We start from the raw sequence: 26219 nt of genomic DNA on the forward strand, positions 1-26219 counted from the left end.
AAACCTCCAAAAACAAATTGTGGTGCGGTGGCCGGGATTCGAACCCGGGTCACCGGCTTGGAAGGCCGGTGTCCTAGACCAGGCTAGACTACCACCGCATGTAGCTGTTTTAACATGAGTGGATTTGGATTTATAAAGTTTGCGATGAGGAAGGTTTTTAAATCACTTCCAGAACAAGGTTATGTACATGTAAAAATCGGTTTTAGGTGAAGGATATGAAGAAGCTTGCAATTATTTTAAGTCTTGTACTTATGGCAACAGCACTGGGATGCATCAATCAACAAACACAAACAACCCAGACAGAAGAGCAAAAACTCGTTGTTTACTCGTACGACAGCTTTGAATATCTTGCAAGCGAAGTAATTCCAAAGTTCGAGGAGAAGTATGGGGTCAAAGTTGAACTACAACTTATCGGGGATGCTGGAGAGGTACTAAACAGACTTATCCTAGAAAAAGACAGTCCAAGAGCAGACTTGGTTATAGGCATAGATAACAGTCTTTTGGCAAAAGCTATCGAAGCTGGAGTCCTAGAAACATATAAACCTGAGAACATAAAACTCATTCCCGAAAACCTAATATTTGATCCAACATTCCATTTAACTCCTTATGACTATGGATACATAGCAATAAACTATAGAGAAGATATGATCCAGAACCCACCAAAGAGTCTTGAAGATCTTACAAAACCAGAATGGAAAGGCAAACTTGTTATTGAAGACCCAAGAACAAGTTCTCCTGGTGCAGCGTTTCTCCTATGGACAATAGCAGTTTATGGTGACGAAGGATATCTCTACTACTGGCAAAAGCTTAAGGAGAATGATGTTCACATAGTTAAGGGATGGACAGAAGCTTGGACAGCATTTATGAACGGTGAATTCCCTCTCGTGCTTAGCTATGCAACTTCTCCTGCTGCAACAGTCTATTATGATAATATAACCTATGTAAAGGCCATAGCATTCGAAGAAGGCAACTACATGCAAATAGAAGGAGCGGGAATAATAAAAGGAGCAAAGAACAAGGAGTTAGCAAAGAAATTCATAGAATTTATGCTCACTGAAGAGTTCCAGAGTGCAATTCCCACTAACCAGTGGATGTACCCAGTGAATCCAAATGTCAAACTTCCAGAAGTCTTTGAATACGCAGTACAACCAAATGAGATAAAGCCAGTAACTCTCGAGCCAACTTACATCAAAGAAAACTTTGAACGCTGGATCAAAGAGTGGACCGCACTTATGGTAGAAGGAAAAAGTCCAGAAGAGATAATAAATGCTCGTACGTGATCTTTTTCTTTTATCCAATTATTGAAAACTGCTTTATTCTTACTCCCACTCTTTTTGGTAGATTTTTGATAGAGAATGGAATTTCACTTAGAAAGCGTTCTGCTATTATTATTTTTCCCTCTACATCGATTTTAAATCTTATTCTACCAGGCGAAAGCTCGTAACTCACTATCTCACCGGTTTTTCCTTCTTCGATATACACACTTTCAGGTCTAAAAAATATCTTCACCTTTCCTTCTCTTCCAACATTGAAACAAAGTTCCCCAAGACACGCTTTTCCCTCTACAGCTTTAAGTTCTAAGATGTTTGATAGTCCAAGAAACTGAGCTACAAACTCAGTGTTTGGATTATAGTAGAGTTCTAATGGAGTCCCAATCTGTTCAACTTTTCCAATATTCATCACAGCAATTCTATCACTTATTGCCATTGCTTCCTCTTGATCATGGGTAACATAAATTGTGGTTATCCCAAGTTCCCGCTGAATTCTCTTTATCTCACCTCTAAGTCTCTCACGAATCTTTGCATCAAGATTTGAGAGAGGTTCATCCAAAAGAAGAACTTGGGGTTCTATTACCAGAGCTCTGGCCAAGGCCACTCTTTGTTGTTGGCCTCCGCTAAGCTGTTCTGGATATCTCTTCTCAAAGCCTTTTAGCCCTACTAATTCAAGTGCCCAGATCACTTTTTTCTCTATTTCATTCCTAGAGATCTTCCTGACCTTTAACCCAAATGCTATATTATCAAAAACATTCATATGAGGAAACAAAGCATAATCTTGGAAAACTATACCAATATTCCTTTCGTATGGTGGAACGTTATTCATAAGCTTCTCACCAAAGTAGACTGCCCCTTTATCTGGCCTTTCAAAGCCAGCGATTATTCTTAGCGTTGTGGTTTTTCCACAACCACTCGGTCCAAGAAGAGTCAAGAATTCTCCTGCTTTTGCCTCTAGATGGGGAATCTCAAGCTGGAAATCTTCCCAAGACATCTTTATCCCTTCAAGCCTAACCCTCACCATATCTCTTCACCCGTTCTCTCGATGACTATAAAAGCTATTGTGCTAACTAATATTAAGAGTACAGACATTGCCGAAGCCGGCCCCAATTGCCGAGAACCTAAGAATCGATAAATTGCTATTGTGATTGTGGTATATTCTGGCCTATAAATCATGTATGTGGCTCCAAGTTCAGCTATACTCATGGCAAAAGCAAAGATAGCTCCAACAATTATCCCACCAAATGCCAATGGAAGCTCAACTTTTAGAAATGCACCAAGTTCATTGACTCCCAGACTCATTGCAGCTTCCTTTAAGTTTGGATTTATTTTTTTCAGACTAGTTGAGACAGATCTTAGAACAAACGGATAGGCTATTATTGTATGAGCAAAGACTATCAAATACCATGTACCAAGAAACTCAAGTGGAGGCTTATGGAAAGCTCTTATGTATCCCAATCCAAGTGTAATTGCCGAAGAAGCTAGGGGGAGCATTACAATAGCATCGAAGAAATTTTTCCCTTTAAACCTCCACCTATACATGATGTATGCTATACTCAGGGCCAAGAACGTTGATAGAATCACTGCAGAAAAACCAAACAAAAGAGAATTCCTAATTGCAGTTATACTGTTTGCACCAAATATAGGATTATATTCAGGAGAAAAAACTCTTCTGTACCATTCGAGTGTGAAACTACCCCCATATGTGAAAGAATGATAAATAACGGCAAGGAGAGGGGATAATATAAATAGAAAAACCACAAGAGAATAAAAGATTATCAACAAACCTCTCACACTTATGAGTTTTTTAAATGTTAAATGAATAGGTTCTCTAAACACTTTTTGCTTCTCAGCTTTTGCATATAAGTCCAAACTTTTAAGGTAGAGATACATAAAAATAAGGCTTAAGAAAATTTGGATTATTGCCAGTGCAGCGCCAGTCTTAAAATCAAGGAGTGTCATTATGGAGGTAAAAATATCTACCTCTATAGTAGCATACTGGTACCCACCTAGAATAAGGGGGATAGAAAAACTCAGAAAACAGAAAACAAATGTTAACATAGAAGAAGCAAAAATAGCAGGCATGAGCATTGGTAGAGTTACTTTTCTAAAAAGTGTGAAACCCCTTGCCCCAAGGCTTATTGCAGCTTCCTCATAGTGAGGATTTATGCGTTGCCAAAGTGAAGATACCATTCGAACAACAACAGGAAAATTGTAAAACGCATGAGCAAGAATTATGGCCTTCCAAGAGTAAAGGATCCCCAAATCCCTTCCTAAAATCTGAGTTATGATCCCTACACGGCCAAAAAGGAGAATAAATCCTAAAGCAACCATAATACTTGGCATCACAAAAGGAACAGTTAGAATGGCTTTTAGAATACCTTTTCCTGGAAATTCATATTTTGCAAATATGTAAGCTCCTGGAAAACCAAGAAAGAGTGTCAAAAGTGTGGAGGCCAATGCTTGCCAAAATGTGAAAAATATAACTCTCCTATGGTAGCTGTTTGAAAGAACTTGGAGAATATACCTTAATGTGAACCCATTCTCCCACAAGCCTTCCTTTAATATACTAGTTAAAGGGAAATAGAAAAAGAGTACCAGGAAAGCTAAAGGAAATACTAAGATTGCACTCCTCCACCTCATTTTCATCGTGTTTTAGTGAGTTATAGTATTTTATAAGTCTGTTGTCCAATATGCCAAACCAATGTATCTATCAGCTCCCCCATAGTAGAGGAGAATTTTTCCACCATGTTCAACCATGCCTTCTAGGAAAACCACATTGTTAACATAACCCCATATCTCCCATTCATACTCTGGAAACATTATAGGATTCTCAGTTCGTGCAATGAGCTCTCTTGGATCATCCTTACTAAAGATCGCTGCTCCAACTCTGTACTTTAGTGTTCCTTCCTCTTTGCCAGCACTATTGTATATCAGGAGTATTTTTTCATCCATAGAAACTAAGGGCGGGCCTGGTTCTACTAAAACATTATCAAAATTTTCTTTCCTAGGAGAAAGAACTGGCTCCTCTATATATTCCCAGTTTATTAAGTCTTTTGAAACTCCCATCCAAATGTGAGAATCTCCAAAATACATGATATACTTACCTCTAAAATCTCCATCTCTAAGCTTCTCAGGAAGGATTGATCCACTTTTTGTCCACCCTTCAATATTGTTTTTCTCATATTTGAAATCCTCAAATATTGGCCCATGTTTCTTCCACGTTAAGAGATTCTTTGATGTAGCCAAGCATAATCGAGCAGTTTTTCCATCATAACCTGTGTAGGTCATGTAATATGTTTTTCCAACTTTTACAACTCGAGGATCTTCTACCCCTGCACTCTCCCATTTGTATTCGGGCTCTATGACGGGTTCGGGATGTTGTAAGAAATTAATTCCATCTTCGCTTATTGCAAGTCCAATTCTGCCTGTAATCTTGTCATCTTTGGATTCAGCCCTGTATAGCATCACAATCCTATTTCTCTCCTTAATAACAGCTGGGTTGTATGTATTTCTTGAATCAAAACCTTCCTCTGAAGGCGAGATAATTGGTTGTGGAAGTTTTTCAGGTGGTTCCACTAGAATGTTCCTTCCCTCAATCCTAAACAGTTTCTCAAAAGATTCTCCCTTCAAGTCTAACAACCTCCTTACCCTTAGCTTTAATCCAGTGTGACTTCCCTCTAAATACAACCCGAGTAGTGATTCTAATACCCTCTGGCAAAGAGGGATCTACAATAAGCTTTTCATCCACTCTTAGACCTAATAACGCTGTAAGAAATGCAAAAACACTTGCTGCACTCCAAGCTTGAGGAGCATTTGCCCGCGGACAAAGGAGAGGATACTCACTCTCAAGCCCGCTATAAAGCTCAGGGAGTTGAGCATTGGGAAGAAGCTTTGCAGCTTTAAGCACTGCCTCAGAAAGTATTCTCACTTTTTCTTTTTCTCTTCTCAAGGAAAGTCCAAGAGCTATTATTGCATTGTCGTGAGGCCATATACTCCCATTATGATAACTGAATGGATTATAGGCTTCTTCTTTTGAACTTAAAGTTCTAATGCCCCATCCAGAAAACATATCCTCTTCGAATAGTCTTTCAGATATCTCCTTTTCATACTTAGCTATGCCAGTGAATAATAGATGGCCTACGTTTGAAGATACGACTTTAGATGGGTTATTTTCACCATCTAAAGCCAAAGCATAAAAGTTCCCAGTCCAAAAGTCTTTATTAAAGCGTTTCTTTAATTTTTTAGCTTCCCTTTCGAGCATCTTTGAATCAAGGAAAGTAAGTTCAAGTAAAGCAGCATCCCTTAGAGCTTTGTAGGCATACCCCTGAACTTCAACCAAGGCAATAGGATGCTTTGTTGGAAGGCCCTTTTCAGTGGGGATCCCCTCCTTTGAGTCCTTCCATCCTTGATTTGCTAACATCCCCGCCTTATATCTTATATACCCCCCTCCCTCCTCTAGTTTTCTCAGAATCCACTCAACAGCAGCTGTTAAATTAGGTTTAAGCTTTTCTATGAGGTCCTTATCTCCGCTCCACTGTAGATATTCTGAAGCAAGAATGATGTAAAGTGGGGTGGCATCTACAGTTCCATAGTAAGGGGCAAAGGGAATTCTCTTTGCATGAGAAAGCTCTCCAAAACGAAATTCATGAGGGATTTTACCAGGTTCTTCTTCATTAAGTGGATCAAACTTCTTTCCTTGGATCTTTGCAAAGAACCTTAATGTGCCTTGGGCATATTGGGGATAATATGGAAGTAAGAACCAAGAAGTTATGATACTGTCTCTTCCAAATGGACAAGCATAGTAGGGGATCCCTGCAAATGGAACCATGCCATGGTTGGTGTATGCTGTTAAAGCAACCAAGTCCTCTACTGCTCTCTCAAAGATCCTATCTAACCAAGTCATGTTTGTAGAGACTACATTGGGCAAATTAAGACTTTTTTCAGTAAGAAAAACATCTAACCGATCTCTTGAGATTCGAGGAGAAAACTCAACATAGAAAATCTCCTTCTGAAGAGGTTCTAAGGTCACTTCAGCAAATAACATGTTCTTTTCTCTTTGAAGATTCGTTTTTAGTTTTAAATTTCTCTCAATTTTATCCTTTCCCAAATAGAGATACTCGCTTTCCTCTTTGAAAGATCGTTTGACTCGTCGTTTTATTTTCTCTCCCCCAAATTTTCTAACCTCAAAGACATCCTCAATAGGGACCTTAAATGTATACTCTATCCTAAGCTCTATGACCTCTCTCGATGTATTATATAGCTGAAATTCCTCCCTATAAGTCCAATCATCTCTTATCTCCCTTTTTCTCAGCAAAACTGCTCTGTCCCCTATTGAAAAATGAGAATACGCTTTTCTTGAACCTTCCTGAGCAGCCCCGATAAGCACGCTATGATGATTTAACTTAAGTCTAACCCCCCTCAAAAAGCGTGTGTCAAAGATGTAAAAGCCATCGTAGGTTCCTTTCATATCCCCATTTTCTCTGGTAACCACAAAAGCTCCATTGTAAGATAAGATAACTGACATCTTATCACCTCAAAATTAAAATCAGAGAGAGTGCAAAAACAACTCTACATCTCTTTCATTCCCTAGATCTATAGCCTTAACCCCCCAAAGTTTTGCCACAAATTCTATTTCACTCCTAAAATCTCCTGGAACTGCAGAGAGATGGTTTGCACCCATAACATTCAGGAACTTCTCTTTATCGAGAGGATTCTTTATGGCCGTATGCGGCCATTGTTTTCCCCATCGTAGCTTTGACTCTATTTCATCAGTTATTTCAAGGCTTTCTCCAATGAAGTAGAGAAGATAGTATTCCCCTGCTTTTCTTATGAGTCTTGCAAAAGTTAATAGTGTTGATGGAGTTCTATACGTTAAGGCTCCTCCACTTGCACCTTGGCATTGAGGCTGAATAGTAGTAGCCCTCAAGTTTTTCTCAGGCTCTTCACTAAGATCTGCATAGTATAGAGAAGAGGCTCCACAATTAGCTATTAGTACAACGTCATCATCAACATATTTTATGTCACCAAAGAGAGGTGGCTTCCCACTTAAGTAGAAAAGCAAAGCTGAGCTTATTGTTCCTTTTATGTCCCCCTCGCACGTGGCTGGAATAACCGGTTTTTCACCCTTTGCATCCCTATTGAATGGGAAGAGTGCTGGAATTAGACAAGCTGTAACACCATAAACTTCGCTTAGTTCTGGCTGGCATTTTATAGAGACTGCAGCAGTTTCTCCTTTATATTCTTCCCATATATCCTTGGCTGCCAGATATATCGCTATTTGTCTCCTTAAGACTTCTGGTGTTAACATCGTGTCATCATATTTAATATTCATGTTTTTGTGGATCCAATCAAAAAACTCCTCAACACGAATCCTTTCTTTCTCATCACTAAGCATTGAATCCGCTTTCTTAATTATAAGATACTGATCAAAAAGAAGAAAGTCCCCAATGAACCGTTTCAACCTTGGGAGATCATCCATAAGATGCTCCATTCCGAGGGTATATGGAGCTCCCCACAAAAGTAAAGACTTTCTAGAAAGCTTCGAAACTGCCTCAACTGCCCTTGCCCAGGCTTTTACTTTTTCAACATCGCCCTTAAGCCTTGTATGGTGCAAAGCATAGTAATTTACAGAACTTTCCCAAAGGGAGGCGCCAACAGATGTTATGCAAGTAGTTCCAGCCCATGCTGGATCATCATCGGCATATAAAAGAAGTGGTTTATTTGTCTCTTTTGCTAAGAGAGTTATAAGATTGCTCTCAGTCCAATGCCATAGACCAAGAATAATGCCACTGATGTCCTGTGATCCTATGAGCTTAGAGGCTCTAATTACTTCATCCTTATCCTCTATTCCGAAGTTTTTACCATTTTTCAAGGATTCATATTTTCCAAGAGCTCTGTTAACATCAAAAACCCTAAATCCAGAATCTTCCAAGTCTTTTACAAGTTTTTTGTGTTTCTCAAGAAGAGCATTTTCTCTTTCTATGGAAAGAGATGTCTTTCGTGGGTCTGTAAAGGTTACAACGGCGAGCATATCACATCACCTTATGCCCAGATAAGCATGAACTGTTTTTAAAATTTAAGGAAAGAAAAAATCTTAAAGTACTACCTTTTGTGTTGTTTTATCAAATATGTGAATCTTCTTCATGTCAAAAACAATATCGATCTCTTGTCCCTCTTTGACTAAAGATTCAGGTGGGAATTTAGCAATAAAAATCAGATCATCAGCTTTTAAGTAAACAATCTTTTCTCCTCCTAAATTTTCTATAATGTCTACAAAAACCTTGGCCATGTTCTCTCCTGGAACCTTCACTTGTGCAAACAGCGCATCATAGATATCCTCGGGCCTTATGCCAAATATAACGCTTTTACCGACATAGCCTTCCTCTTGAAGCAACTCAAACATATCGTCTAACAGTTTGAGTCTAAATGCTCCAAAATCTACAAATCCATCCTCACTTACGGTAGCCTCTAAAAAGTTCATTGGTGGAGACCCTATAAATCCAGCAACAAACATATTTGCAGGTTTATTATAAATATCAGTTGGAGTGCCCACTTGATGCAGAGCACCATTGTTCATAACAGCAATTTTATCTCCCATTGTCATGGCCTCAACTTGATCATGAGTCACGTAAATAGTGGTGACACCAAGTTGACGTTGCAATTTCTTTAACTCTGCCCTCATCCTGACCCTAAGCTTTGCATCAAGATTTGAAAGAGGCTCGTCCATAAGAAAAACCTGAGGTCTTCTTACAATAGCCCTTCCTAGCGCCACTCTCTGTCTCTGACCACCAGAGAGTTCTCTTGGTTTTCTTTTGAGCAACTCTGTTAATCCCAACATTTCAGCAACTTCTCTTACACGTTCATCAATTTCCTGCTTAGGAACCTTTCTCAGCTTTAATGGGAAGGCAATGTTATCGTAAACAGTCATATGAGGATACAGAGCATAACTCTGAAAAACCATAGCAATATCCCTATCTTTAGGTGGAATGAAAACACCTTTCTCTGGATCGACCACGAGTTTTTCACCAATGTATATCTTTCCCTTAGTAGGTTCTTCAAGACCTGAGATCATTCTAAGCGTTGTTGTCTTACCACAACCACTTGGACCTAGGAGTATTACAAACTCCCCGTCTTTAACTTCTAGATTTATATCCCTAACAGCTACGACGTCTTCAAACTTCTTCCATACACCAATGAGTTTTACCTCTGCCATTCAACTCACCCTATCATAAATTTTATGTCCGTGCTTTCATAATCTTCAATGACAGCAAAGATGCCTCCTACTTTTACTATACCCTTTTCCGTCTCTAAATGAATATTACTAACAGCTTTTCTAAAAGAGAGGGTATACCCTACAACATTTCCATAGATGTTCTCTATTTCACCAGTTTTTACGTTTCTGCCGATAATCTCTGCTATTATAGGGGTAGACTCTATATGTCTCTTAACGAAGTCTGAAGCATGAAACATTGCAAAGAATCTGATATCCTGTGGATTAGCTATGTATTCCCTCTCTAATGAAGATTCCTTGAAAATTTCAATTATGAGGCTATACTGGGAGAATATTACCTCTGGATAGGTAGCTTTAAAGCTTGGCGGAAAACTCGGTCTAAAACTCACATTTTGAATATTAACCACCTCTTTGCCATCAGCCATGCCAATCAAATGGTTTAATTTATAAAACTGTCGAACAAAGAGGTTTCCCGCTCCTTCAAATTCCAGGAGATTAGGTATTCTATCAATATAAAGGGAAACTGTTACTCCTTTTTCAAGGGTTTTTAATAGCTCCTCTTGTATATCTTCAAAAAACTCACTAGGAGTCACTACTATAACTTCATTTTTTGCTGATTTGAGGGTTTCTCTGAACATCTCAAGGGCTTCTTCAAAGCTCTGACTCCTCCATATTGCTGGTCTCTGTTCCTCACGTTTGAACTTTTTAAGCTCACTTTCCAGTTTCTCCATTATACTCTCAAGCTCTTTTTTGAACCTAAAAAAGGCTATTCTTGGGGAATATGCCGCATAAACTTTAGGAGTTCCTTCGATTTCAGTTACGAAGCCTCTAATTTTAAGAGATGAAATAGTGTCATAAACTCTATTGTAAGGAATTCCACTTTTGGAAGATATCTCCTTCGCAGTACTTGGGCCATGAACAAGGAGTGTCCAATAAGTTAGGATTTCATATTTCGTAAATCCAATTTCACTCAGCGCGTGTAAGATTTCAGGATGTATCTCCATTTTTGTCACCTAAAAATATTAAGAGTCAAGTTAAAAAGAGTTTAGGATATCAAGGTACCTCTCAAGATGTTTTGTTATAATGAAGTGTTCTTTAACCCTCTTCTTTGCCTTTTCTCCCATAGTCTTTGCTACTTCTGGATGCCTAAGAAGATAAATCGATTTTTCAACGGCCTCATTGATATCTTTTACAAGGAACCCTGTTTCACCATCGACTATTTGAAGTCTTATTCCTCCAACTGCTCTTCCAATCACTGGCTTTTCCTTCCACATAGCTTCTGTAATTGTTAACCCAAATCCCTCCCTTATGGACATCTGCAAGATTATATCACTTGCCCGTTGAAAAACATTAACTTCCCTTGCATGAACTCCAGTGAGATTCGTGAGTACCTTGACATCATAGTCCTCTCCTATTTTTCTTAGAGTCTTTTCAAAGTATATCCATCCTTCTGGGTCATCATGAGCCATCACTCCAACCAGTAAAAGTTGCACATCAGGTATTTTCTCTTTGACTTTTCTATAGACATCAATGACATCAAAAACGCCTTTCCAGGGGTCAAAACGAGCCACTTGAGTCAATATTGGCCTATCTGGATCCACATCAAATTTTTCGAGAGTTTTCAGTATCTCATTTTCGGTTAACTCTTTGTTCTTTTCACTAAGTGGATCAATTGAGGGTGGCATTATGACTACTTTTTCCTTTTCTAGATCTTCCTGAACATATTCTCCCATGTGGAATATATAACGATCGTATTTTTCCACAAACCCTCTTAAAAACTTCCAGAATTGCATATTGGGATCGCTTAGGTCAATATGACATCTCCATATCCACGGCTGTTTTTTCTCGTAGAACCCTATTAATGGTGCTGGTTGAGGGTCGTGTATTAGGACATAATCAAAAGCACTAGGATCAAACTCTTGAGCATTCCTTTTGTTGATTTCTATGTACAAAGATTTCATTTCTTCAGTTAGCTTGAGGTCTTTGTTTCCTTGAAGAGCATTATGAAAGCTCTTTGTAACATTAAAAAACTCATTCGTTCCCTCAATAACAAACCATTTTGTATCAAGCCCAACGTTCCTCATTAACGGAACCAGGTTATGTAAAATTTCCGCAACGCCTCCACCAAAAGAAGTGGAGTTAACATGAACAAAGCTTTTGTCTTTGAGATTTTCTGCCTTCTCTTTAAGTTCATATAAAGCTTTTTCCCCTATTATTTCTACATAGTCTTCAAGCCTCTTTCCTTCTCCTCCAAATTTTGTCACTTCAAACATTTTCATTCCTCCTTTCATTTTTCTGTTGACCATCCTATCATACCACTTATGTAATACCTTTGGAAAAGTGTATACACAAGCAATGGGACGAGTAAGACCAAGATTGATGCGGCTGTTAACACTCCCCAATCAACAAAATACTGTCCCCTAAGTAACGGAAGTCTTTGTGTAGCCACGTATTTTTCCGAATCCTGTAAGAAGACTAAAGCAAGGAAGAAGTCACTCCAAACCCATGTGAATTGGAGTATTGCTGCCGAAATTAGTCCTGGTAGTGCCATTGGAAGAACTATTTTATAAAATATCTTAAAATCCGATGCCCCATCTATCTTCGCGGCTTCTTCAACATCTGTTGGAAGCATTGCAAAGTAATTTCTCATGAAAAATATTATCCATGCCAAGCCCCAAGCTGAGTGAACAAGTATTAAACCCTGAAATTTGTTTAACAAATGGAGATTTCTAAGAAGGAAGTACAATGGTACTATAGTCATTTGCTGAGGTAAGGCCATTAAGAAAACTATAAAAGCAAAAAGATAGTGTTTTATAGGAAAGCTGTATCTTGCAAAAGCGTATGCAGCTAACGCAGCTACTAAAAGAGGTATAATTGTCGATGGAATTGCTATTATCAGAGAATTTTTTAGACCCTCACTTATCGGAAACATTGGATGATTAAAAGCATTAACAAAATTCTTTAGCGTTATAGTAAATGGGCTGAAATGCCACCATCCACTCACAATTTCCTTATAAGGTCTTATTGAAGCCATTAACACTCCTATGAATGGTATTAACCAAATCAACCCTAAAAACCATGCAATACTGGTTGAAACTATGTATTTTCTGAGCTTGTATTTTGGCATATCCATCTTTACCCCCTCCTCCTAATTAGCCATAGGGCAGGTATGATAGTTAGCATGGTCAATAACACTGCCACTACTGCTGCATAGTTGTAGTTGAGAGCTCTTGCAAAGTAATCCCACATTTGGAGTGCAAGAACCATTGAAGCTCCACCTGGTCCTCCTCCCGTGGCCACATAAACGATATCAAATATCTTGAGATCCCACAAGAGGGTCATTGCTACTACTACTATTGTTATTGGCTTTAACAAAGGCCATGTCACATTTTTAAAGATCTGAAACCTACTAGCACCATCTATTAAGGCCGCTTCGTAATAATCCCTAGGTATTGAAGCTAATCCTGCTGAGTACATTAGCATGCTAAAACCTGTCCATATCCAGATTGACCCCAAAATAGCTGCAAACAATGCAGTCTCTGGATACGCTGTCCAAGTGATCGCCAATCTTTCAATTCCCAATGCATTAAATATGGCTGGTACAACTCCTGCCCCTTCTTCAAAAAGAAAGCGGATGATCAAACCTCCAACAATCATAGGAATTACCATTCCCAAAAAAATTATTGATTTGATTACGGAACTCCCTTTAACCTCCTTCTTTCTTAATAAGAGAGCAATTCCTAATCCCAAAAATACAGTGACTGGAAGATGAATCGCTATCCACACCACATTATGCACAAGAGCTCCCCAAGGGGGAGACTTTGTAGGAAATCTTTCAAGATTTACAATATCAGAACTTAAAAGCACGTTTTTATAATTTTCTAACCCTACGAATTCATCACCAAAAAAGAAGCTAAGGTATATAGTCTTAAATACGGGATATATCACGAATGGAACCATTAAAATCAAAGCTGGTAAAAGAAAAAAGAGAGAAGCTAAAGACCTAGGCCTTTTCATTAGGATCCCCCTTTCATTCTTTTGGGAACTTTTCATCAAGTGTCTTTAGAACATCATTCAATCTATCTGGTTGTACCCATAGAAGTTTTAGTTGGTCCCAGAATGTTTTTTGCCATTCTCCTCCAACGCTATCATCCAAATCCGGTGCTGACTCAACGTTGGCAACAACTTTAGCAACGTCTTTCATTGGTTCCCAGTAATCATCCATTGTAACTTCTTTCCATGTTGCAAGCTTTCCAGAGCTGGTTCCAACGTGGATCCTTTGTCCTTCTGTGGCTAGGAACTTAGCAAGTTCTAATGCCTCAGTCGGATGGGTTGTGTACTTTGGTACCATGAAGTAATCCGGTGCAAGCACCATAGCCTTAACACCAGGTAACGATATAAGACCCAAGTCTGTTGGATCTTCTACCATTCCAGTTAGCCAAGTTCCCATAAAGTAGAGTGCATAATCTCCCTTCCACCAGAGATCTACAGCGGATGTCCACTCTATTGGGTCGCTGAAATAACCAGCATTCAACAGTGGAACGAGTCTCTCCTCAAATATGCTTCTTACTTGTGGGTCTTGCCACTTAACTTCACCATTTATGAGCTTTTGTTGAAGTTCTGCCCCTCCAAAAGTCAGGATAAAGTGTTCAGTTACATCAGAAATGGGCCACCCAACACTGTCTCCACTAACTATTGGTGCCTTTATCCCAGGTATCTGTTTTATTTGTTCAAGCAATGCCACAAATTCATCCCATGTCTCGGGCGGTTTTAATCCATGTTTTTCAAAGAAGGATTTTCTATACCAGAAACCGGGCTTGGCTGCTGCTGTGAATGGTGCCCCATAAATCTTTCCATCAACTGTGGTTGTGTCTAAAATCCCAGGAACATATTCGTTTGGATTAATGACTTCATTAAGTTCCATTACATGGCCTTTTTTAGCCATGTCTGCAATGAACCATCCCCACATGAAGATTATGTCCGCAGGAGTGTCTCCTGACTCAAATTGCAAGGGTAGAATTGTTGAAAGGTCTTCAGCTCTATAAGTCTTATACTCAATTTTTATGTTTGGATGCTCAGCTTCAAAGGCCTTAATAACTTCTTTGAACGCATCAAACTCGGCCCCAGACCAAGGCCCTATCACTTTCAGGGTAATTTGCTCTTGGATTTGGGTTGTAGTTGTTGTAGTAGTTGTGGTCTCTCCACCAATACATCCACTTGCTACAACTGCCACTGCCAAGAGTCCTATCAACAAAAAACTAAACCATATTTTCTTAACACTCATAGGAACACCTCAGTATGGGTATATACTAAAAGTATATATATCTTATTGCTCAAAGTTGTACATACATTTTAGGGGATATATGGATTAACCACCTACAAAAAAGCATTAAAACCATCATTTTACCTGGAACTCAAATAATTCAAACAAGTAACCAAAAACTATTCACTTTAAGTATAATAAACAAAGACATTTAAACCTTTATGACTACCTAATAAAGGGGGCAATAACATGATAATCTCGATAGGAGAAGTTTTAATAGACTTCATTGCAAAGGAAGAGGGAAAGCTAAAGAACATAAAAGAATTCGAAAGACATCCAGGAGGAGCACCAGCCAATGTTAGTGTTGGATTGAGCAGGTTGGGAGTAGAAAGTGCATTGGTAAGTAAAGTAGGAGATGACCCCTTTGGAGAATTTCTCATCGAATCTCTCAACAAGGAAGGAGTAGAAACCAAATATATAGTAAAAGATCCAGAAAAACATACTGGAGTAGTTTTCGTTCAACTCATAGGGGCAAAACCGGAATTTATACTTTACGATGGAGTGGCTTATTTTAACATGAAACCTCGAGATATAAAAGTGGATATCGAAAAAGCAGAGCTCATTCATTTTGGGAGTGTACTCTTTGCAAGAGAACCAAGTAGATCCACTATATTTAGAGTGCTCAAGAAATCTAAAGGAAAAGTTCCTATCAGTTACGATGTTAATATAAGACTTGACCTTTGGAGGGAAAGAGAAGAAGAAATGGTCAAAGATATCGAAAGAGGTCTTAAACTTGCTAATATAGTCAAAATAGGAGACGCCGAATTAGAATATCTCCAAAAAAATGGAATCGAGATAAATGATTTCAACTTTGCTCTCGTGGCAATAACAAAAGGTGCCAGAGGTTGCACCATTTTACACAGCGATCTTAAAGTTGATATCCCCTCCTATGAAATTCAACCTCTCGATACTACCGGTGCGGGGGATGCCTTTATGGCAGCTCTTTTGGCCAGTTTAAAATATATGAACAAGCTATATACTTTAGAGTTCTCAAGAGAAGAGCTGAGAGAAGCTGGACGTTTTGCTAATTTTGTGGCAGCACTTTCCACGACAACAATGGGGGCATGGAGTGTACCCACATTAGAGAAAATCAAGCGTTATGAGAAGTTTCATTTTCTTCCATGACTTCCTCTTCCTTCTTGCCAAAAAGACCAATTAAGTCATGAAGTATTGCCAAATCAATGCCAGCATTAAGAGCCTGGGAAAGCGAACCTGCCATCAACATTAAAAGGGCAAAAAAGAAGTCTATCCCTTTGTATACTATGGTAACCTTCACAGCTCGGTTTTTTCCTTTAATTATGCCCCACGCGAGGAGAAAATTTAGCAACCCAAAGCCCAAAAGCATGGACTTCTCAATTCCACTAGCTTCAGCAGAATAATACAAAAGAAAAAGCGATTGAAGAAAAAGTAAATATACTGCAAGTTTCATTAACCCCCCCTCAAGTACCTCTCAAATGCCTCAACATATTTAAACCCATCGTCGGGAAAAATCAAGACTGCTGTTCCACTGTACTCATTGCGGAGTTTTTCGAGAGCTTTGACCACTGCACCAGAGCTCAGTCCTATTAACAACCCATCTCTCCTTGCAATCTTTATTGAACCTTCCATGGCCTCCTTTTGGGTAACTTCAACCACTTGATCTATATCCACTTGGAAAAACCATTTAGGCCTCGTTTCAAGTCTTTTTATTCCTGGTATCTTCTCCCCCTTGGCTGGGACCACCCCAACGACTTTTGTATTATAGTGTTCCTTAAAGTATTTAGCAATTCCTGCTATATGGCCCGACGTTCCCACTCCAGCCACAATGACATCAGCTTGCTTTCCTATACTTTTAAGTTGCTCTTCAATTTCTCTAGCTGTATATTTATAGTGCGCCTCAAAGTTGTCATCGTTTTCAAATTGGTTTAAATTCACCGCTCCAGCCTCCTCTGCTTCCTTTTTAACAAATTCTATCATCGCTGGATCAATTGTCTCGAATTCAGTCTTTATGAGTTCTGCTCCGAGGACATTTAGAAGGATTTGCGTGCTCTTTGGTGTAGGTTTAGGAAGATATGCCCTGAATTCAATTCCTAAGATGTTTGCCATTGCTGCCATAGATATTCCAACGTTGCCTGAAGTTGCCTCAAAAAGAATCCTTGTTCCGTTGATGTCTTTACGGTCAAGAGCCTTCATGAGAAGATTGAAAACTGCTCTGTCTTTTATGCTTCTGCTGAAAGGATTAAAGAACTCTAGCTTGGCAAAATACATCCCCCCTCTCATCTGAAAGGGAAAGCCTAACTAGGGGGGTCGGCTTGAACTTTTCAAACAACTCAAGAGTATTTTGAAAAACGTTCATTTTTGATCACCGTTCGAGATTCCATATTGTGTTTATAAACATTGCTTTTGCGGCAATAACCCTAAGAAAAAACCTGAATTTAATCCTCAGATACAAATACTAAGATATCATATTATTTCTCAATATTTAAAGCCAAGAATATTATCCATGCATTTATAAAAAATGCTCCCAGAAGTTCTGGAATTGCAAGCCCTTTGAATACTTCGGTAAGATACAACATAACAAAGAATACTGTTACACTCCCAAGAACCCATAGAAATCCAGATTTCATACCTCTCTTAATCATTTTTAGACCACCATAAAGAATATCCGCAAAAATAAACAAGTAAAATGCGACTGCAAAAAGAGAGTGTGGGCTATACTCTTCGGGGAAAACCCCCACAAATATTAAACATAACATTCCAATCAGAAACAGAGGAGTAGTTAACTTTCTCCTAGCAGTTTCAATTCCAAATAAAAGTCCAAGAGAACCAACGAGAATCATTAAAGAGTTAAATACATAAGATATTGGATTATAAATAGAGCCCATATCGCTTAGAGCATTCTCAGTAACAGAAAACCAAGGATTTAGATAGATCACTATTCCAAGACCACCAAACGTAAAAATTGGAAGTAGAAGACCCAAGATTTTCAGCCACTTGGTCATTGTCGTTCCCTTTCTTTAAATCTTCGTTAAAATCAACCCCCTATAACTAGACAACTCTCATGATAGTGTCAAGGGATTTTCTTCTTGCCCTTGGGATAATCTTCTCAGTAGGATAACCAACAGGGATTACCCCAACAAGATACCAGTTATCTTCTAAGCCTGCCATCTCCCTAAGTTCCTTTTGATACTTATCAAGACTTGTTACTCCAATGTAACATGTTCCAAGGCCCAGCTCAACAGCTTTGAGCATAAGATTCTCTATTGCTCCCGCAGCACTCTCTATAGCCCACATAAATTCCAACTGAGTATATTTACTATCTTTCAAAACCCCTATTCCCTTCTCAATGAAAACACCAATATACACAGGGGCCCTATACATCCCGTTTTCAAGTATCTTTGACTTTAGCTTCTCAAGTTTTTCCTCTGGTAATCCTCGCGCTTGATAATATTCAATGTGAGATTCAAACATTATCTCATGAATTCTTTTTCTTGCTTGCTCACTTTTATAAATCACAAAGAGCCAGTTTTCCAAACCACTTGCCGTTGGAGCTCTTATTGCTGCCTCTATAAGGGCTTTTATCTTTTCCTCTTCAACCTCTCTATTATCATAATACCTTATAGACACTCTTTTGGATATCGCCTCTTTTAGTTCCATAAGCTTCACCAAAAAGAATAGAACTTCTCAAGTTAAGATATTTTCGATAGAACAAGAAGTGGTGAAGAAATTAAAATGTTGAAAGGCGTTTAACCGCCACCAATTCTCATTTCAAACTCTTCTACTGGAACTTTGAAGTCTTCTCTGCTTGTTATGTCGCCTCTGTTAAAGAGAACTTCTCTAGCCAACACCCAGTAAATAAGAGCTAATGCTTTTCTTCCTTTATTGTTTGTTGGTATTGCTAGGTCAACATAACTTAACAAGTTCTCAGTGTCTACAAGAGCGACTATTGGGATTCCAACGTCAATTGCCTCTTTCATAGCTTGGTGATCTGCCCTTGGATCTGTAACTACAAGAACATCTGGCTCAAAGAAATTCTTGACTAATGGGTTTGTCATCGTTCCTGGGAGGAACCTTCCAGGTATTGATCTTGCTCCTGTAATTTCTCCAAACTTTTTAACTGGCTTCTGACCATACAGCCTAACACTTACTGCCAATATTCTATCAGGATCAAACTTTGCAAGGAACTTACCTGCTGCCCTAAGTCTTTCATCTGTTTTTCTGACATCAAGCACATAAAGACCATCTTGTCTGACTCTGTATATAAAGCGCTTCATATCTTTTGTCTTCTGCTGTGTTCCAATGTGAACACCTGCAGCTAGATATTGATCAAGTGGAACTAAATATTCCTCCATCTTTCTTCACCCCTCAAATGTTATTATCCTTCCTCTTTCACCCAAATCCTCCGCTATCCTAATAAGCTCGTTTATTTTAATAAGAGAGCTCTCTTGGAGTATTATGGCGGGACACTTAAAGCCCACTGCCAAGTGGGACAACGCTTCATCAGCAGATTCATATTTTGCTTCAGCCAATATTGGCGCTATCCTTTCAGACTTGACATCATTAATCAAATTGTAAAGATCTGTAAGAGTTCCTAAGTTAATTGGTTTAATTGAAAGAGCGTTGTAATATCTTCTATCAAGTATATCCTTTGTTTTGAAGAGATATTCCCCATCAATAAATACTCCATGAGTCCCAGCTATAAGTTCAAGGAAGAGTTCTTCCTCCCCTAACGGCTTAATGTAAGCAATATTATAATCCTCAACCGCCTGGAGTACATCCTCAATTTTCATCTCTCTCTTTTGTATCAATCCTAGTGCAACTTCAAGTCCTAGTTCATCACCTGCCACTTCTGAAGCCTTTGAAAGTTCTTCTAAACTGATTCCTTTACTGTTCTCTTTAATTTTCACCATAGCATCAATTACATCTGAGATCTCCATTAAATCCCTGACAAGCACAATGTACTCAAAATTATCATCTTCAGCAAATTTGAGCATTGGAACTGGGAGCTCAGTGGTAAAAGTCCCTCCAATGTAACTGTACAGAGGCACTTTTTTCACGTTCGCAGCGGCCTTTGCAACAGCTACTGAAACTGCTAAAGCTGTGTTGGCACCAATATGGCTCAAATCCTCAGTCCCATCTATCTCCCAAAGATAAGAGTCTATAAGCTCTTGTTCTTGAGAATCAAAGCCAATTAACTCTGGACCAATTATTTCATCAACTTCACTCACAGCCCTGTGTGCCTCCACGATATATAAGGAGGGATTTTCGTCAATAGGGGCTGCAAATCTCCCAAAGCCGGAAGTAGTAATAACGTCAATCTCAACAGAGTATTTGCCACCTTTAAGGACTGAGATTCTGCCAACTACATTTTCAATTACTGTCATCAGATCACCTAACTAGGCCTTATAACGGTTATTGGGATTATCCCCTTTTCAAACTCTACTATTGCAGCATCCAACGGGCTCGCTCCTTCTGGAATATTAATTAACACCGGTGCGCCCATAGCTATCTGCAACGCCCTTGCACCTATAATCCTCGCCTTTTCAAATCTTGTATATCTAAACATCACATATCACCCATGCAAATTTTGGTGGGGCCGCCGGGATTTGAACCCGGGTCTCCGGCACCCCAAGCCGGGAGGATGGACCAAGCTACCCCACGGCCCCTCCAAAGAAATGTGGTTGTTTTAGTACACCCTATAATGCATGATCTCATCTATGAGTTCAACATGACTTAGGAGCATTCTTCTACAGCAATATCTTTCAAGTCCAAGGTCATCAAGGACTTTCTCTGGATCTTCTCCTTTTTCAACACGCTCTTTGAATATGTAATACTTATCTCCAATCACCTTTCCACAGGTGAAACATCTCACGGGAACTATCAAACGAACCACCTTTTTAGTTTTTAGATTTAAGGAAATTTTAAAGGGAATCAACGGTAACTCTTTTGCCTTTTTGCTCTTGGACCTTTTGTAGAGCGGTTTGGTTTGTGCGGCTCTGTTCTTCTTGAGTCACCAACAAGCATAGTTCTATCGTACTTCATAAACTTTTCTTTGAGGTTCATGTCCCCAGTCCACTCTACTAATGCTCTCGCTATTGCAATTCTGGCTGCTTCAGCTTGTCCCATAAAACCTCCGCCTTCAACCTTAACATCAATATCTACTTTACTTAGTATTTCTTCTCCAGCAAGAACTAATGGCTCCATTATTGTGAATCTGGCTATTTCTGGCTCAAGTATCTCAACAGGCTTGTAGTTAACTCTCACTCTGCCCTTCCCTTCCCTTATAGTAGCTCTCGCAACTGCACTTTTTCTTTTTCCTGCGGTTTGAATTATCCTCATTATCATCACCTCAGAATTTTCCACCAAGGAACTTAGCAACCTCTCCAACTGTCACATATTTAGGAGTTTTAATTCTTGACATGTGGGCTTCAATTATTGTTTCAAACTCCTTACCCTCAAACTCTTTTGGAACTCCTGCATATACTTTAAGCCTCTTAAATGCTTTTCGTCCTCTCTCTGTCTTCCATGGGAGCATTCCTCTGATGGTTCTCCTAACTAGTTCGTCACTTCTTTTTGGATAGAATGGTCCTTTTCTCGGATTTGTTCTTGTCCTGAGTTCTGTCCTTTGCTTATACTTTTCAAAGATAAACTCCCTGTTCCCAGTGATTATTGCCTTCTCCGCATTGACAATAATGATCTCCTCTCCTTCAAGGAGCATTTTTGCAACTTTTGATGCAAGTCTCCCAAGGATTAACCCTTCAGCATTAATAATTCTCATGGCTCATCACTCCATTATGATTACTCCACTACCTTTTGGGTTTCTCTCGACGAGATCTTCAATTGCTATCGCTTCTCCACCAGCTTGGAGGATCTTTTCTTTTGCTTTTTCACTGAACTTCCATGCTGCCACAATGACCTTATGATCTAATGTCCCAGCTCCAAGAACACTTCCAGGCACTATTACAATGTCTCCTTCCTTTGTATGCCTATTTATTCTGCTAAGGTTTACTTCAGCTCTTTGTCTTCTTGGCCTCTCTAAGCGCCAAGCTACATCCTTCCATATCTTAACATCCTCTTCATTTGACTTCTTTCTTAGATAGCGAATGAGTCTTCTCAAATTAATATCAGTTGGACCAGTCCTCTTCATGAGCATTCCTCCTTTCCTACTTCTCGCACCAAGGGACGGGGTGATCATCATGGTGCGGGGGCGGGGATTTGAACCCCGGAACCCCTACGGGACGGGACCCTAAATCCCGCGCCTTTGGCCAGGCTCGGCAACCCCCGCGCTATTCGGCTAATTTATGAAGCTCGTTTATAAATTTATCGCTCTTTCTCATTAGAATTTTAAGTGCTAAGCTTACAATTTCCTCAACAGGGAGTTCTCCGTTACTTTCCACTGTAAAGACAAATGTATTGGGGATTACCTCTTCTTTTATTTTGTTCCCAATGTACTGCTCAAATTCCCTTGGAATGTAAAAGCTTGTTATTGTAGTTAGTATCAATTCATCCTCAGTCTCTTCAATGGGGAGCTTTTTCCTTTTTGCAATTTCCTTAATCTTTTCCCAATTTGGGATTTCTTTACTTACATGAACTTTTGTTAAGTATTTGTAGTAAGCAAATCCCGGTTGCCATTTGACATGATCCTTTCCTTTTCCTAATTTTGCATATGCATTAAAAACTAAGCGTTGTCCCTCTGCGAGTTTTACTATAGGGATATTTGGAGTCACTGGCCTTACATCAGGATCATCACTCTTCAAATCACCTGAGTACACTATAGCCGGACCCTCAGCTTCTAAACTTAGAGTAACAGTGTAATCCTCTAACTCCATGCTATCTAGTTCAAATCTATCAAAGGGGGTTGTTAGAGGGATCAATGCTAGTCTATGAGCTATTATCTCATCAAAAAGGGCTGAATCATTTTCATAGAACTCCACTTCATCGATCGCAAAAGTTGGGACTTCTCCCAAGATAGTTCTCCTAAGTGCATTTGCAAACGCAACATCTACTCCTTCCAAAATAAAACGGATTGCATCATCTCTTTTTTCAAGAATCTTTATTTGCATTTTTCTCACCAAAAAAGAGGTTTTAAGGAAAAAATCAAACTCTTCTTCCCCTTCTACCGCCTTTTGGCCTTGTGCCATCGTGCGGTATAGGTGTAGCATCCTCTACTCTCCCTATTCTAAGACCTGCTCTTGCAAGTGCTCTAATTGCTGCTTGAGCACCGGGGCCTGGGTTTTTGCTTCTGCTTCCTCCAGGAGCTCTAACTTTTATATGAACTCCAGTGATGCCCTTTTCAATGGCCTCTTCTGCTGCCCTCCTAGCAGCAATCATTGCTGCATAGGGTGATGATTCATCTCTGTCTGCCTTAACTACCATCCCACCGCTCCATTTTGAAATAGTCTCAGCTCCAGTTAGATCTGTTATATGAATAATCGTGTTATTGTAAGAGGCATAGATGTGGGCCACGCCCCATTTTTCTTTTTTCTTTATATTAACAACTTGTTGTTCCTCACTCATTGTGCCTCACCCTTCTGAGCCTCTTCAATCATCATTCTTTCAGGATGTTGAGAATTCGCAAATGGTGATGCTCTTGAATATGTTATCCCGCTTTCTTCCTCTTTGAGTACTAGGTAACTTGGTGATCTGACTACTTGGCCATTTACCTCAATATGTCCGTGAACAATTAGCTGTCTTGCTTGTTTGATTGTCCTTGCTAGACCTTTTTTGAATACCAATGTTTGAAGCCTCCTCTCAAGAATATCATCTATTGTAAGTGAAAGAACATCATCAAGGTGTGCCCCTTCTGGGAGCATACCAAGTCTCACAAGTCTTTGAAGAAGCTGAGCCCTCTCAATCTCTGCCTGTTTTCCTCTCGCAGCTAGTAAACGCCTGGCTCTTCTTCTAAAGTTCTTGAGTTGAGTTTCGTGCTTCCATAGCTCCTTTTTATTTTTAAGAGCGTATTTTTGAACCAATACCCTCTCTCTATCAAGTCTTTCTTTAATCCATGGATGAGAGGGAGTTTCATACCTTTTCCTTTGTCTTTTTGGATCTCCCATTTATACCACCTCACTTCTTCCTTCTGCTAACACCAAGTGTAGAACCTCTTCTAAAGTTCGACTTAGTCCTTTGTCCTCTTAGTGGCAGACCAAGCTCATGCCTGATACCCCTGTAAGCCCTGATTCTCCTGAGCCTATTAACATCTTCACGCCATGCCATGACGAGTTTTGCCCCAGTAAGATGTAGGTCTCTTCCACTTTCATAATCTTTAGGTCTGTTAAGTATCCATCCAGGAATACCATACTTTCCAGGATCTTCAAGAACTGCTTCAATAGCCTTTACTTGCTCTTCTGTAAGATAACCCGCTTTCATCTTTGGATCTAAACCTGCAACCTTGCATATTATTGTTGCAAAGTTTACACCTATTCCTTTGATCCCAGTAAGGGCCAATCTAAGTTGTTTGTGGCCATCTATATCAACATTTGCTACACGCACGATATGTCTAAAGTCAGCCATTATAATCACACCTCCATATCTCAATCCTTTAAAGAGGATTTTGGCGCCGGGACGGGGATTTGAACCCCGGCGGGCAAACGCCCACGGGCTCTCAAGGCCCGCGCCATCCCAGGCTAGGCTATCCCGGCATACACTCTAAAGCCCGAGCCCTTCGCAAGTTCAACCACTTCTTTAAAGCTCTCCTCCATTAAAGTCTTAATATATTTTGCGCCTTGATTAGTGCGAATTACAATTTGAAGTAATCCTCCATCGTAGAGATGAAGGGGTGCATTTATAACTATTTCCCTCAACACATCCTTACCCGCATGTACTGGAGGGTTTGTAATTATGCTATGAAACTTTTCACCTGTGACGGGTTCATAAAGATAACCCCATCTTACCTCGGCATTCTTAATGTTATTGATTTTTAAGTTTTTCTTCGCTATGTTCACAGCCCTCCTATTAACATCCGTCATTACAACCCGCTTCACAAATTTAGAGGCAACTATACCAATAACACCATATCCGCAACCAAGATCAAGCACTTCCCAGTCTTTATCTAACACTGCACTCTCTATTAGGAGTTGGGTCCCTCTATCAAGCTTTCCAAAGGAAAAAACACCGCTAGCAGTGATGAATTTAAAATACTCCCCTCTAATAAATACTTCAATCATTTTAGTTTTCAGTGGTACTTGTGGTTCTTTAGAGTAATAATGGCTCATGATCGAAGGTTAGCAAAGGAGTTTATAAATCTAAGTGGGAGAAAAGAAAACACTCTACCACATTTTCGGATACCAATCTCGTGGCATAAATACCTTTTCAACATCTACTGCAATCCCTTTTGCCTTCGTTAACATCTCTTGAGTGCTCATTTTTGCTTTACCTAATGCCACAAGCTCGTCTTTGAGAGTCATTATTGCAATTAAATCACCCGGCTTAATACCTTTATGAAGCCTCACTATGCCTGGAACCGCTAAATCAGCACCATGGGTAACCGCTGCCACTGCTGAATCCCTAATCCAAACTTTAGGTAAATGTTCTACTGCCTTTTCCATTGGCTGAATTGAATTTCTAAAGTAACTCTCAATCCCATCATCTTTCCAGAAATGATAAGCATCTATTAAATCATGAAGGCTTACAAGTGTCTCATCTTCTCGGAAAGGTCCACTTCTGCTTCTTCTAAGTTCAGCCATATGTGCCCCAACACCCAAAGCAAGGCCCATGTGATGAATGAGAGAACGTATGTAAGTACCTGCTTCAACACCGACCCTAAAAAGAACGTCTTTACCATCAATTTCTAAAACTTCAATATAGTAAACTTTTCTAGTCCTTAATCTCCTTTTAACAGCACTCCTCAATGGCGGTCTTTGAATGATCTCTCCTTCAAATTCCCTCATGACAGCTCTTATCTTATCCTCTGAAACACTTCCATGAAGATGCATTAAAGCAATATACTCTTTTCCGGCAGGCAAAAGAGCCTGCACAACTCTAGTAGCCCTCTCAAGAGCTACTGGTAAAACTCCCGTAACCTTCGGGTCGAGAGTCCCCCCATGACCAGCTTTTTGAAGATTAAGCAGCTTCTTAATCCATGCCACAACCTCGTGGCTAGTTGGACCAGGAGGCTTGTCAAGATTTATCACACCAAACTGGAGATGAAGTTCAATAGGCCTCCTCTCTGGAGGATATCCCCATTTTGGATTGGTCTCAGCATTCTCATCCTTTATAACAACCTCTCTCTTGAGATCAGCAGGAAGTACGAGCTCTCGCTTTTTCCTTTTCTTAGCCATTCTCCTCACCTACAAAAAATTGAAAGAGATGGTTATAAATCTTTAGAATACTCCCATCATGATTCCTACCCCACTCTATGAGAGACTATCAAAAAGTAACCTAAAACACTTCTTCTAGGAATGAGAAAGACTAA

At 39.5% G+C, this 26219-nt stretch carries 30 protein-coding genes and 4 tRNA genes; 2 read left to right on the forward strand and 32 right to left on the reverse strand.

The window, feature by feature from the left end; genetic code table 11:
* Window positions 1-20: 20 nt before the first annotated feature.
* Window positions 21-98, reverse strand: a tRNA-Gly gene (locus EP1X_RS05200).
* 117 nt (window positions 99-215) lie between these two features.
* Between EP1X_RS05200 and EP1X_RS05205 the strand changes: the two genes are divergently transcribed.
* Window positions 216-1280: a thiamine ABC transporter substrate binding subunit gene (locus tag EP1X_RS05205; RefSeq protein ID WP_055282380.1), complete on the forward strand. Its 1065-nt coding sequence runs from the start codon at window positions 216-218 to the stop codon at window positions 1278-1280.
* Window positions 1281-1290: 10 nt separating this feature from the next.
* On the opposite strand, the gene EP1X_RS05210 is transcribed toward EP1X_RS05205, so the two are convergent.
* The 11 genes from EP1X_RS05210 to EP1X_RS05260 all read right to left on the reverse strand — a co-directional run bounded on the left by EP1X_RS05210 (window position 1291) and on the right by EP1X_RS05260 (window position 14788).
* Window positions 1291-2295 (reverse strand): ABC transporter ATP-binding protein, encoded by a 1005-nt coding sequence (locus EP1X_RS05210; protein ID WP_055282382.1) that lies wholly within the window; start codon window positions 2293-2295, stop codon window positions 1291-1293.
* Window positions 2289-3914, reverse strand: a complete 1626-nt coding sequence (locus tag EP1X_RS05215) for an iron ABC transporter permease (protein ID WP_055282384.1) — start codon at window positions 3912-3914, stop codon at window positions 2289-2291. The genes EP1X_RS05210 and EP1X_RS05215 overlap by 7 nt, the downstream gene beginning before the upstream one ends.
* A gap of 30 nt (window positions 3915-3944) precedes the next feature.
* Complete coding sequence (locus EP1X_RS05220) at window positions 3945-4904, reverse strand: glycoside hydrolase family 130 protein (RefSeq protein WP_055282386.1); 960 nt, start codon at window positions 4902-4904, stop codon at window positions 3945-3947.
* A complete protein-coding gene (locus tag EP1X_RS05225; RefSeq protein ID WP_055282388.1) occupies window positions 4885-6798 on the reverse strand; it encodes an amylo-alpha-1,6-glucosidase in 1914 nt (637 codons plus the stop codon). Before EP1X_RS05225 ends, EP1X_RS05220 begins: the two co-directional genes overlap by 20 nt.
* Window positions 6799-6819: 21 nt before the next feature.
* Window positions 6820-8304, reverse strand: a complete 1485-nt coding sequence (locus tag EP1X_RS05230; RefSeq protein WP_055282390.1) for an L-fucose/L-arabinose isomerase family protein — start codon at window positions 8302-8304, stop codon at window positions 6820-6822.
* Window positions 8305-8367: 63 nt separating this feature from the next.
* Complete coding sequence (locus EP1X_RS05235; protein ID WP_055282392.1) at window positions 8368-9486, reverse strand: ABC transporter ATP-binding protein; 1119 nt, start codon at window positions 9484-9486, stop codon at window positions 8368-8370.
* A 5-nt stretch (window positions 9487-9491) separates the two neighbouring features.
* Window positions 9492-10508 carry an HTH-type sugar-sensing transcriptional regulator TrmB gene (gene trmB / locus EP1X_RS05240; protein WP_055282393.1) on the reverse strand — a complete coding sequence of 339 codons (1017 nt, stop codon included), beginning with the start codon at window positions 10506-10508 and terminating at the stop codon, window positions 9492-9494.
* Between the two features lie 30 nt (window positions 10509-10538).
* On the reverse strand, window positions 10539-11777 hold the full coding sequence (gene treT / locus EP1X_RS05245) for a trehalose synthase (RefSeq protein WP_055282536.1): 1239 nt from the start codon (window positions 11775-11777) through the stop codon (window positions 10539-10541).
* A gap of 14 nt (window positions 11778-11791) precedes the next feature.
* Window positions 11792-12637 carry a carbohydrate ABC transporter permease gene (locus tag EP1X_RS05250; protein ID WP_055282395.1) on the reverse strand — a complete coding sequence of 282 codons (846 nt, stop codon included), beginning with the start codon at window positions 12635-12637 and terminating at the stop codon, window positions 11792-11794.
* Between the two features lie 2 nt (window positions 12638-12639).
* Window positions 12640-13521 (reverse strand): carbohydrate ABC transporter permease, encoded by an 882-nt coding sequence (locus EP1X_RS05255; protein ID WP_082391486.1) that lies wholly within the window; start codon window positions 13519-13521, stop codon window positions 12640-12642.
* Window positions 13522-13534: 13 nt separating this feature from the next.
* On the reverse strand, window positions 13535-14788 hold the full coding sequence (locus tag EP1X_RS05260) for an ABC transporter substrate-binding protein (RefSeq protein ID WP_055282398.1): 1254 nt from the start codon (window positions 14786-14788) through the stop codon (window positions 13535-13537).
* A 228-nt stretch (window positions 14789-15016) separates the two neighbouring features.
* Here EP1X_RS05260 and EP1X_RS05265 point away from each other — a divergent pair, with 228 nt between their 5' ends.
* Complete coding sequence (locus EP1X_RS05265) at window positions 15017-15952, forward strand: carbohydrate kinase (RefSeq protein WP_055282400.1); 936 nt, start codon at window positions 15017-15019, stop codon at window positions 15950-15952.
* Here EP1X_RS05265 and EP1X_RS05270 read toward each other — a convergent pair.
* The 20 genes from EP1X_RS05270 to EP1X_RS05360 form a co-directional block, all read right to left on the reverse strand.
* On the reverse strand, window positions 15918-16256 hold the full coding sequence (locus EP1X_RS05270) for a hypothetical protein (protein ID WP_055282401.1): 339 nt from the start codon (window positions 16254-16256) through the stop codon (window positions 15918-15920). The two genes, EP1X_RS05265 and EP1X_RS05270, sit on opposite strands and share 35 nt — an antisense overlap.
* A complete protein-coding gene (locus tag EP1X_RS05275) occupies window positions 16256-17074 on the reverse strand; it encodes a cysteine synthase family protein (RefSeq protein ID WP_055282403.1) in 819 nt (272 codons plus the stop codon). Before EP1X_RS05275 ends, EP1X_RS05270 begins: the two co-directional genes overlap by 1 nt.
* A 200-nt stretch (window positions 17075-17274) precedes the next feature.
* Window positions 17275-17808: a DUF998 domain-containing protein gene (locus EP1X_RS05280; RefSeq protein ID WP_055282407.1), complete on the reverse strand. Its 534-nt coding sequence runs from the start codon at window positions 17806-17808 to the stop codon at window positions 17275-17277.
* Window positions 17809-17854: 46 nt separating this feature from the next.
* On the reverse strand, window positions 17855-18463 hold the full coding sequence (locus EP1X_RS05285) for a nitroreductase family protein (RefSeq protein ID WP_055282409.1): 609 nt from the start codon (window positions 18461-18463) through the stop codon (window positions 17855-17857).
* A gap of 89 nt (window positions 18464-18552) precedes the next feature.
* Window positions 18553-19158: a 30S ribosomal protein S2 gene (rpsB, locus tag EP1X_RS05290; protein WP_055282410.1), complete on the reverse strand. Its 606-nt coding sequence runs from the start codon at window positions 19156-19158 to the stop codon at window positions 18553-18555.
* A gap of 6 nt (window positions 19159-19164) precedes the next feature.
* Complete coding sequence (locus tag EP1X_RS05295; RefSeq protein WP_055282412.1) at window positions 19165-20190, reverse strand: hypothetical protein; 1026 nt, start codon at window positions 20188-20190, stop codon at window positions 19165-19167.
* 8 nt (window positions 20191-20198) lie between these two features.
* Window positions 20199-20372 carry a DNA-directed RNA polymerase subunit K gene (locus EP1X_RS05300; protein ID WP_055282413.1) on the reverse strand — a complete coding sequence of 58 codons (174 nt, stop codon included), beginning with the start codon at window positions 20370-20372 and terminating at the stop codon, window positions 20199-20201.
* Between the two features lie 22 nt (window positions 20373-20394).
* A tRNA-Pro gene (locus tag EP1X_RS05305) sits at window positions 20395-20472 on the reverse strand.
* A gap of 20 nt (window positions 20473-20492) precedes the next feature.
* A complete protein-coding gene (locus EP1X_RS05310) occupies window positions 20493-20690 on the reverse strand; it encodes a DNA-directed RNA polymerase subunit N (RefSeq protein WP_055282415.1) in 198 nt (65 codons plus the stop codon).
* Between the two features lie 47 nt (window positions 20691-20737).
* Window positions 20738-21145, reverse strand: coding sequence for a 30S ribosomal protein S9 (locus EP1X_RS05315; protein WP_055282417.1), 408 nt, complete (start codon window positions 21143-21145; stop codon window positions 20738-20740).
* 10 nt (window positions 21146-21155) lie between these two features.
* Window positions 21156-21584 (reverse strand): 50S ribosomal protein L13, encoded by a 429-nt coding sequence (rplM, locus tag EP1X_RS05320; RefSeq protein ID WP_055282419.1) that lies wholly within the window; start codon window positions 21582-21584, stop codon window positions 21156-21158.
* A gap of 6 nt (window positions 21585-21590) precedes the next feature.
* Window positions 21591-21953, reverse strand: coding sequence for a 50S ribosomal protein L18e (locus EP1X_RS05325; RefSeq protein ID WP_055282539.1), 363 nt, complete (start codon window positions 21951-21953; stop codon window positions 21591-21593).
* A 50-nt stretch (window positions 21954-22003) separates the two neighbouring features.
* A tRNA-Leu gene (locus EP1X_RS05330) sits at window positions 22004-22091 on the reverse strand.
* Window position 22092: 1 nt separating this feature from the next.
* Window positions 22093-22869 carry a DNA-directed RNA polymerase subunit D gene (locus tag EP1X_RS05335; protein ID WP_055282420.1) on the reverse strand — a complete coding sequence of 259 codons (777 nt, stop codon included), beginning with the start codon at window positions 22867-22869 and terminating at the stop codon, window positions 22093-22095.
* Window positions 22870-22903: 34 nt separating this feature from the next.
* Window positions 22904-23323: a 30S ribosomal protein S11 gene (locus EP1X_RS05340; protein WP_055282422.1), complete on the reverse strand. Its 420-nt coding sequence runs from the start codon at window positions 23321-23323 to the stop codon at window positions 22904-22906.
* The gene (locus tag EP1X_RS05345) at window positions 23320-23862 is read right to left on the reverse strand and encodes a 30S ribosomal protein S4 (protein ID WP_055282424.1); all 543 of its coding nucleotides are present in this window, start codon (window positions 23860-23862) and stop codon (window positions 23320-23322) included. The genes EP1X_RS05340 and EP1X_RS05345 overlap by 4 nt, the downstream gene beginning before the upstream one ends.
* 10 nt (window positions 23863-23872) lie before the next feature.
* A complete protein-coding gene (locus tag EP1X_RS05350) occupies window positions 23873-24319 on the reverse strand; it encodes a 30S ribosomal protein S13 (protein ID WP_055282541.1) in 447 nt (148 codons plus the stop codon).
* A gap of 41 nt (window positions 24320-24360) precedes the next feature.
* Window positions 24361-24447 (reverse strand) — tRNA-Ser (locus tag EP1X_RS05355).
* Window positions 24433-25020 (reverse strand): class I SAM-dependent methyltransferase, encoded by a 588-nt coding sequence (locus tag EP1X_RS10015; RefSeq protein ID WP_082391488.1) that lies wholly within the window; start codon window positions 25018-25020, stop codon window positions 24433-24435. Before EP1X_RS10015 ends, EP1X_RS05355 begins: the two co-directional genes overlap by 15 nt.
* A gap of 54 nt (window positions 25021-25074) precedes the next feature.
* Entirely contained in the window at window positions 25075-26085 is a 1011-nt protein-coding gene (locus EP1X_RS05360) for an RNA-guided pseudouridylation complex pseudouridine synthase subunit Cbf5 (RefSeq protein ID WP_055282426.1), read from the reverse strand.
* Window positions 26086-26219: the final 134 nt, after the last annotated feature.

The sequence above is a fragment of the Thermococcus sp. EP1 genome (assembly GCF_001317345.1).
Taxonomy (GTDB): domain Archaea; phylum Methanobacteriota_B; class Thermococci; order Thermococcales; family Thermococcaceae; genus Thermococcus_A.

Coding starts and splice junctions, on each gene's coding strand:
- EP1X_RS05205 (WP_055282380.1), top strand. CDS start 216: ATGAAGAAGCTTGCAATTATTTTAAGTCTTGTACTTATGGCAACAGCA.
- EP1X_RS05210 (WP_055282382.1), bottom strand. CDS start 2,295: ATGGTGAGGGTTAGGCTTGAAGGGATAAAGATGTCTTGGGAAGATTTC.
- EP1X_RS05215 (WP_055282384.1), bottom strand. CDS start 3,914: ATGAGGTGGAGGAGTGCAATCTTAGTATTTCCTTTAGCTTTCCTGGTA.
- EP1X_RS05225 (WP_055282388.1), bottom strand. CDS start 6,798: ATGTCAGTTATCTTATCTTACAATGGAGCTTTTGTGGTTACCAGAGAA.
- EP1X_RS05230 (WP_055282390.1), bottom strand. CDS start 8,304: ATGCTCGCCGTTGTAACCTTTACAGACCCACGAAAGACATCTCTTTCC.
- EP1X_RS05235 (WP_055282392.1), bottom strand. CDS start 9,486: ATGGCAGAGGTAAAACTCATTGGTGTATGGAAGAAGTTTGAAGACGTC.
- trmB (WP_055282393.1), bottom strand. CDS start 10,508: ATGGAGATACATCCTGAAATCTTACACGCGCTGAGTGAAATTGGATTT.
- treT (WP_055282536.1), bottom strand. CDS start 11,777: ATGTTTGAAGTGACAAAATTTGGAGGAGAAGGAAAGAGGCTTGAAGAC.
- EP1X_RS05250 (WP_055282395.1), bottom strand. CDS start 12,637: ATGGATATGCCAAAATACAAGCTCAGAAAATACATAGTTTCAACCAGT.
- EP1X_RS05255 (WP_082391486.1), bottom strand. CDS start 13,521: ATGAAAAGGCCTAGGTCTTTAGCTTCTCTCTTTTTTCTTTTACCAGCT.
- EP1X_RS05260 (WP_055282398.1), bottom strand. CDS start 14,788: ATGAGTGTTAAGAAAATATGGTTTAGTTTTTTGTTGATAGGACTCTTG.
- EP1X_RS05265 (WP_055282400.1), top strand. CDS start 15,017: ATGATAATCTCGATAGGAGAAGTTTTAATAGACTTCATTGCAAAGGAA.
- EP1X_RS05270 (WP_055282401.1), bottom strand. CDS start 16,256: ATGAAACTTGCAGTATATTTACTTTTTCTTCAATCGCTTTTTCTTTTG.
- EP1X_RS05275 (WP_055282403.1), bottom strand. CDS start 17,074: ATGTATTTTGCCAAGCTAGAGTTCTTTAATCCTTTCAGCAGAAGCATA.
- EP1X_RS05280 (WP_055282407.1), bottom strand. CDS start 17,808: ATGACCAAGTGGCTGAAAATCTTGGGTCTTCTACTTCCAATTTTTACG.
- EP1X_RS05285 (WP_055282409.1), bottom strand. CDS start 18,463: ATGGAACTAAAAGAGGCGATATCCAAAAGAGTGTCTATAAGGTATTAT.
- rpsB (WP_055282410.1), bottom strand. CDS start 19,158: ATGGAGGAATATTTAGTTCCACTTGATCAATATCTAGCTGCAGGTGTT.
- EP1X_RS05295 (WP_055282412.1), bottom strand. CDS start 20,190: ATGACAGTAATTGAAAATGTAGTTGGCAGAATCTCAGTCCTTAAAGGT.
- EP1X_RS05300 (WP_055282413.1), bottom strand. CDS start 20,372: ATGTTTAGATATACAAGATTTGAAAAGGCGAGGATTATAGGTGCAAGG.
- EP1X_RS05315 (WP_055282417.1), bottom strand. CDS start 21,145: ATGAGGATAATTCAAACCGCAGGAAAAAGAAAAAGTGCAGTTGCGAGA.
- rplM (WP_055282419.1), bottom strand. CDS start 21,584: ATGAGAATTATTAATGCTGAAGGGTTAATCCTTGGGAGACTTGCATCA.
- EP1X_RS05325 (WP_055282539.1), bottom strand. CDS start 21,953: ATGAAGAGGACTGGTCCAACTGATATTAATTTGAGAAGACTCATTCGC.
- EP1X_RS05335 (WP_055282420.1), bottom strand. CDS start 22,869: ATGCAAATAAAGATTCTTGAAAAAAGAGATGATGCAATCCGTTTTATT.
- EP1X_RS05340 (WP_055282422.1), bottom strand. CDS start 23,323: ATGAGTGAGGAACAACAAGTTGTTAATATAAAGAAAAAAGAAAAATGG.
- EP1X_RS05345 (WP_055282424.1), bottom strand. CDS start 23,862: ATGGGAGATCCAAAAAGACAAAGGAAAAGGTATGAAACTCCCTCTCAT.
- EP1X_RS05350 (WP_055282541.1), bottom strand. CDS start 24,319: ATGGCTGACTTTAGACATATCGTGCGTGTAGCAAATGTTGATATAGAT.
- EP1X_RS10015 (WP_082391488.1), bottom strand. CDS start 25,020: ATGAGCCATTATTACTCTAAAGAACCACAAGTACCACTGAAAACTAAA.
- EP1X_RS05360 (WP_055282426.1), bottom strand. CDS start 26,085: ATGGCTAAGAAAAGGAAAAAGCGAGAGCTCGTACTTCCTGCTGATCTC.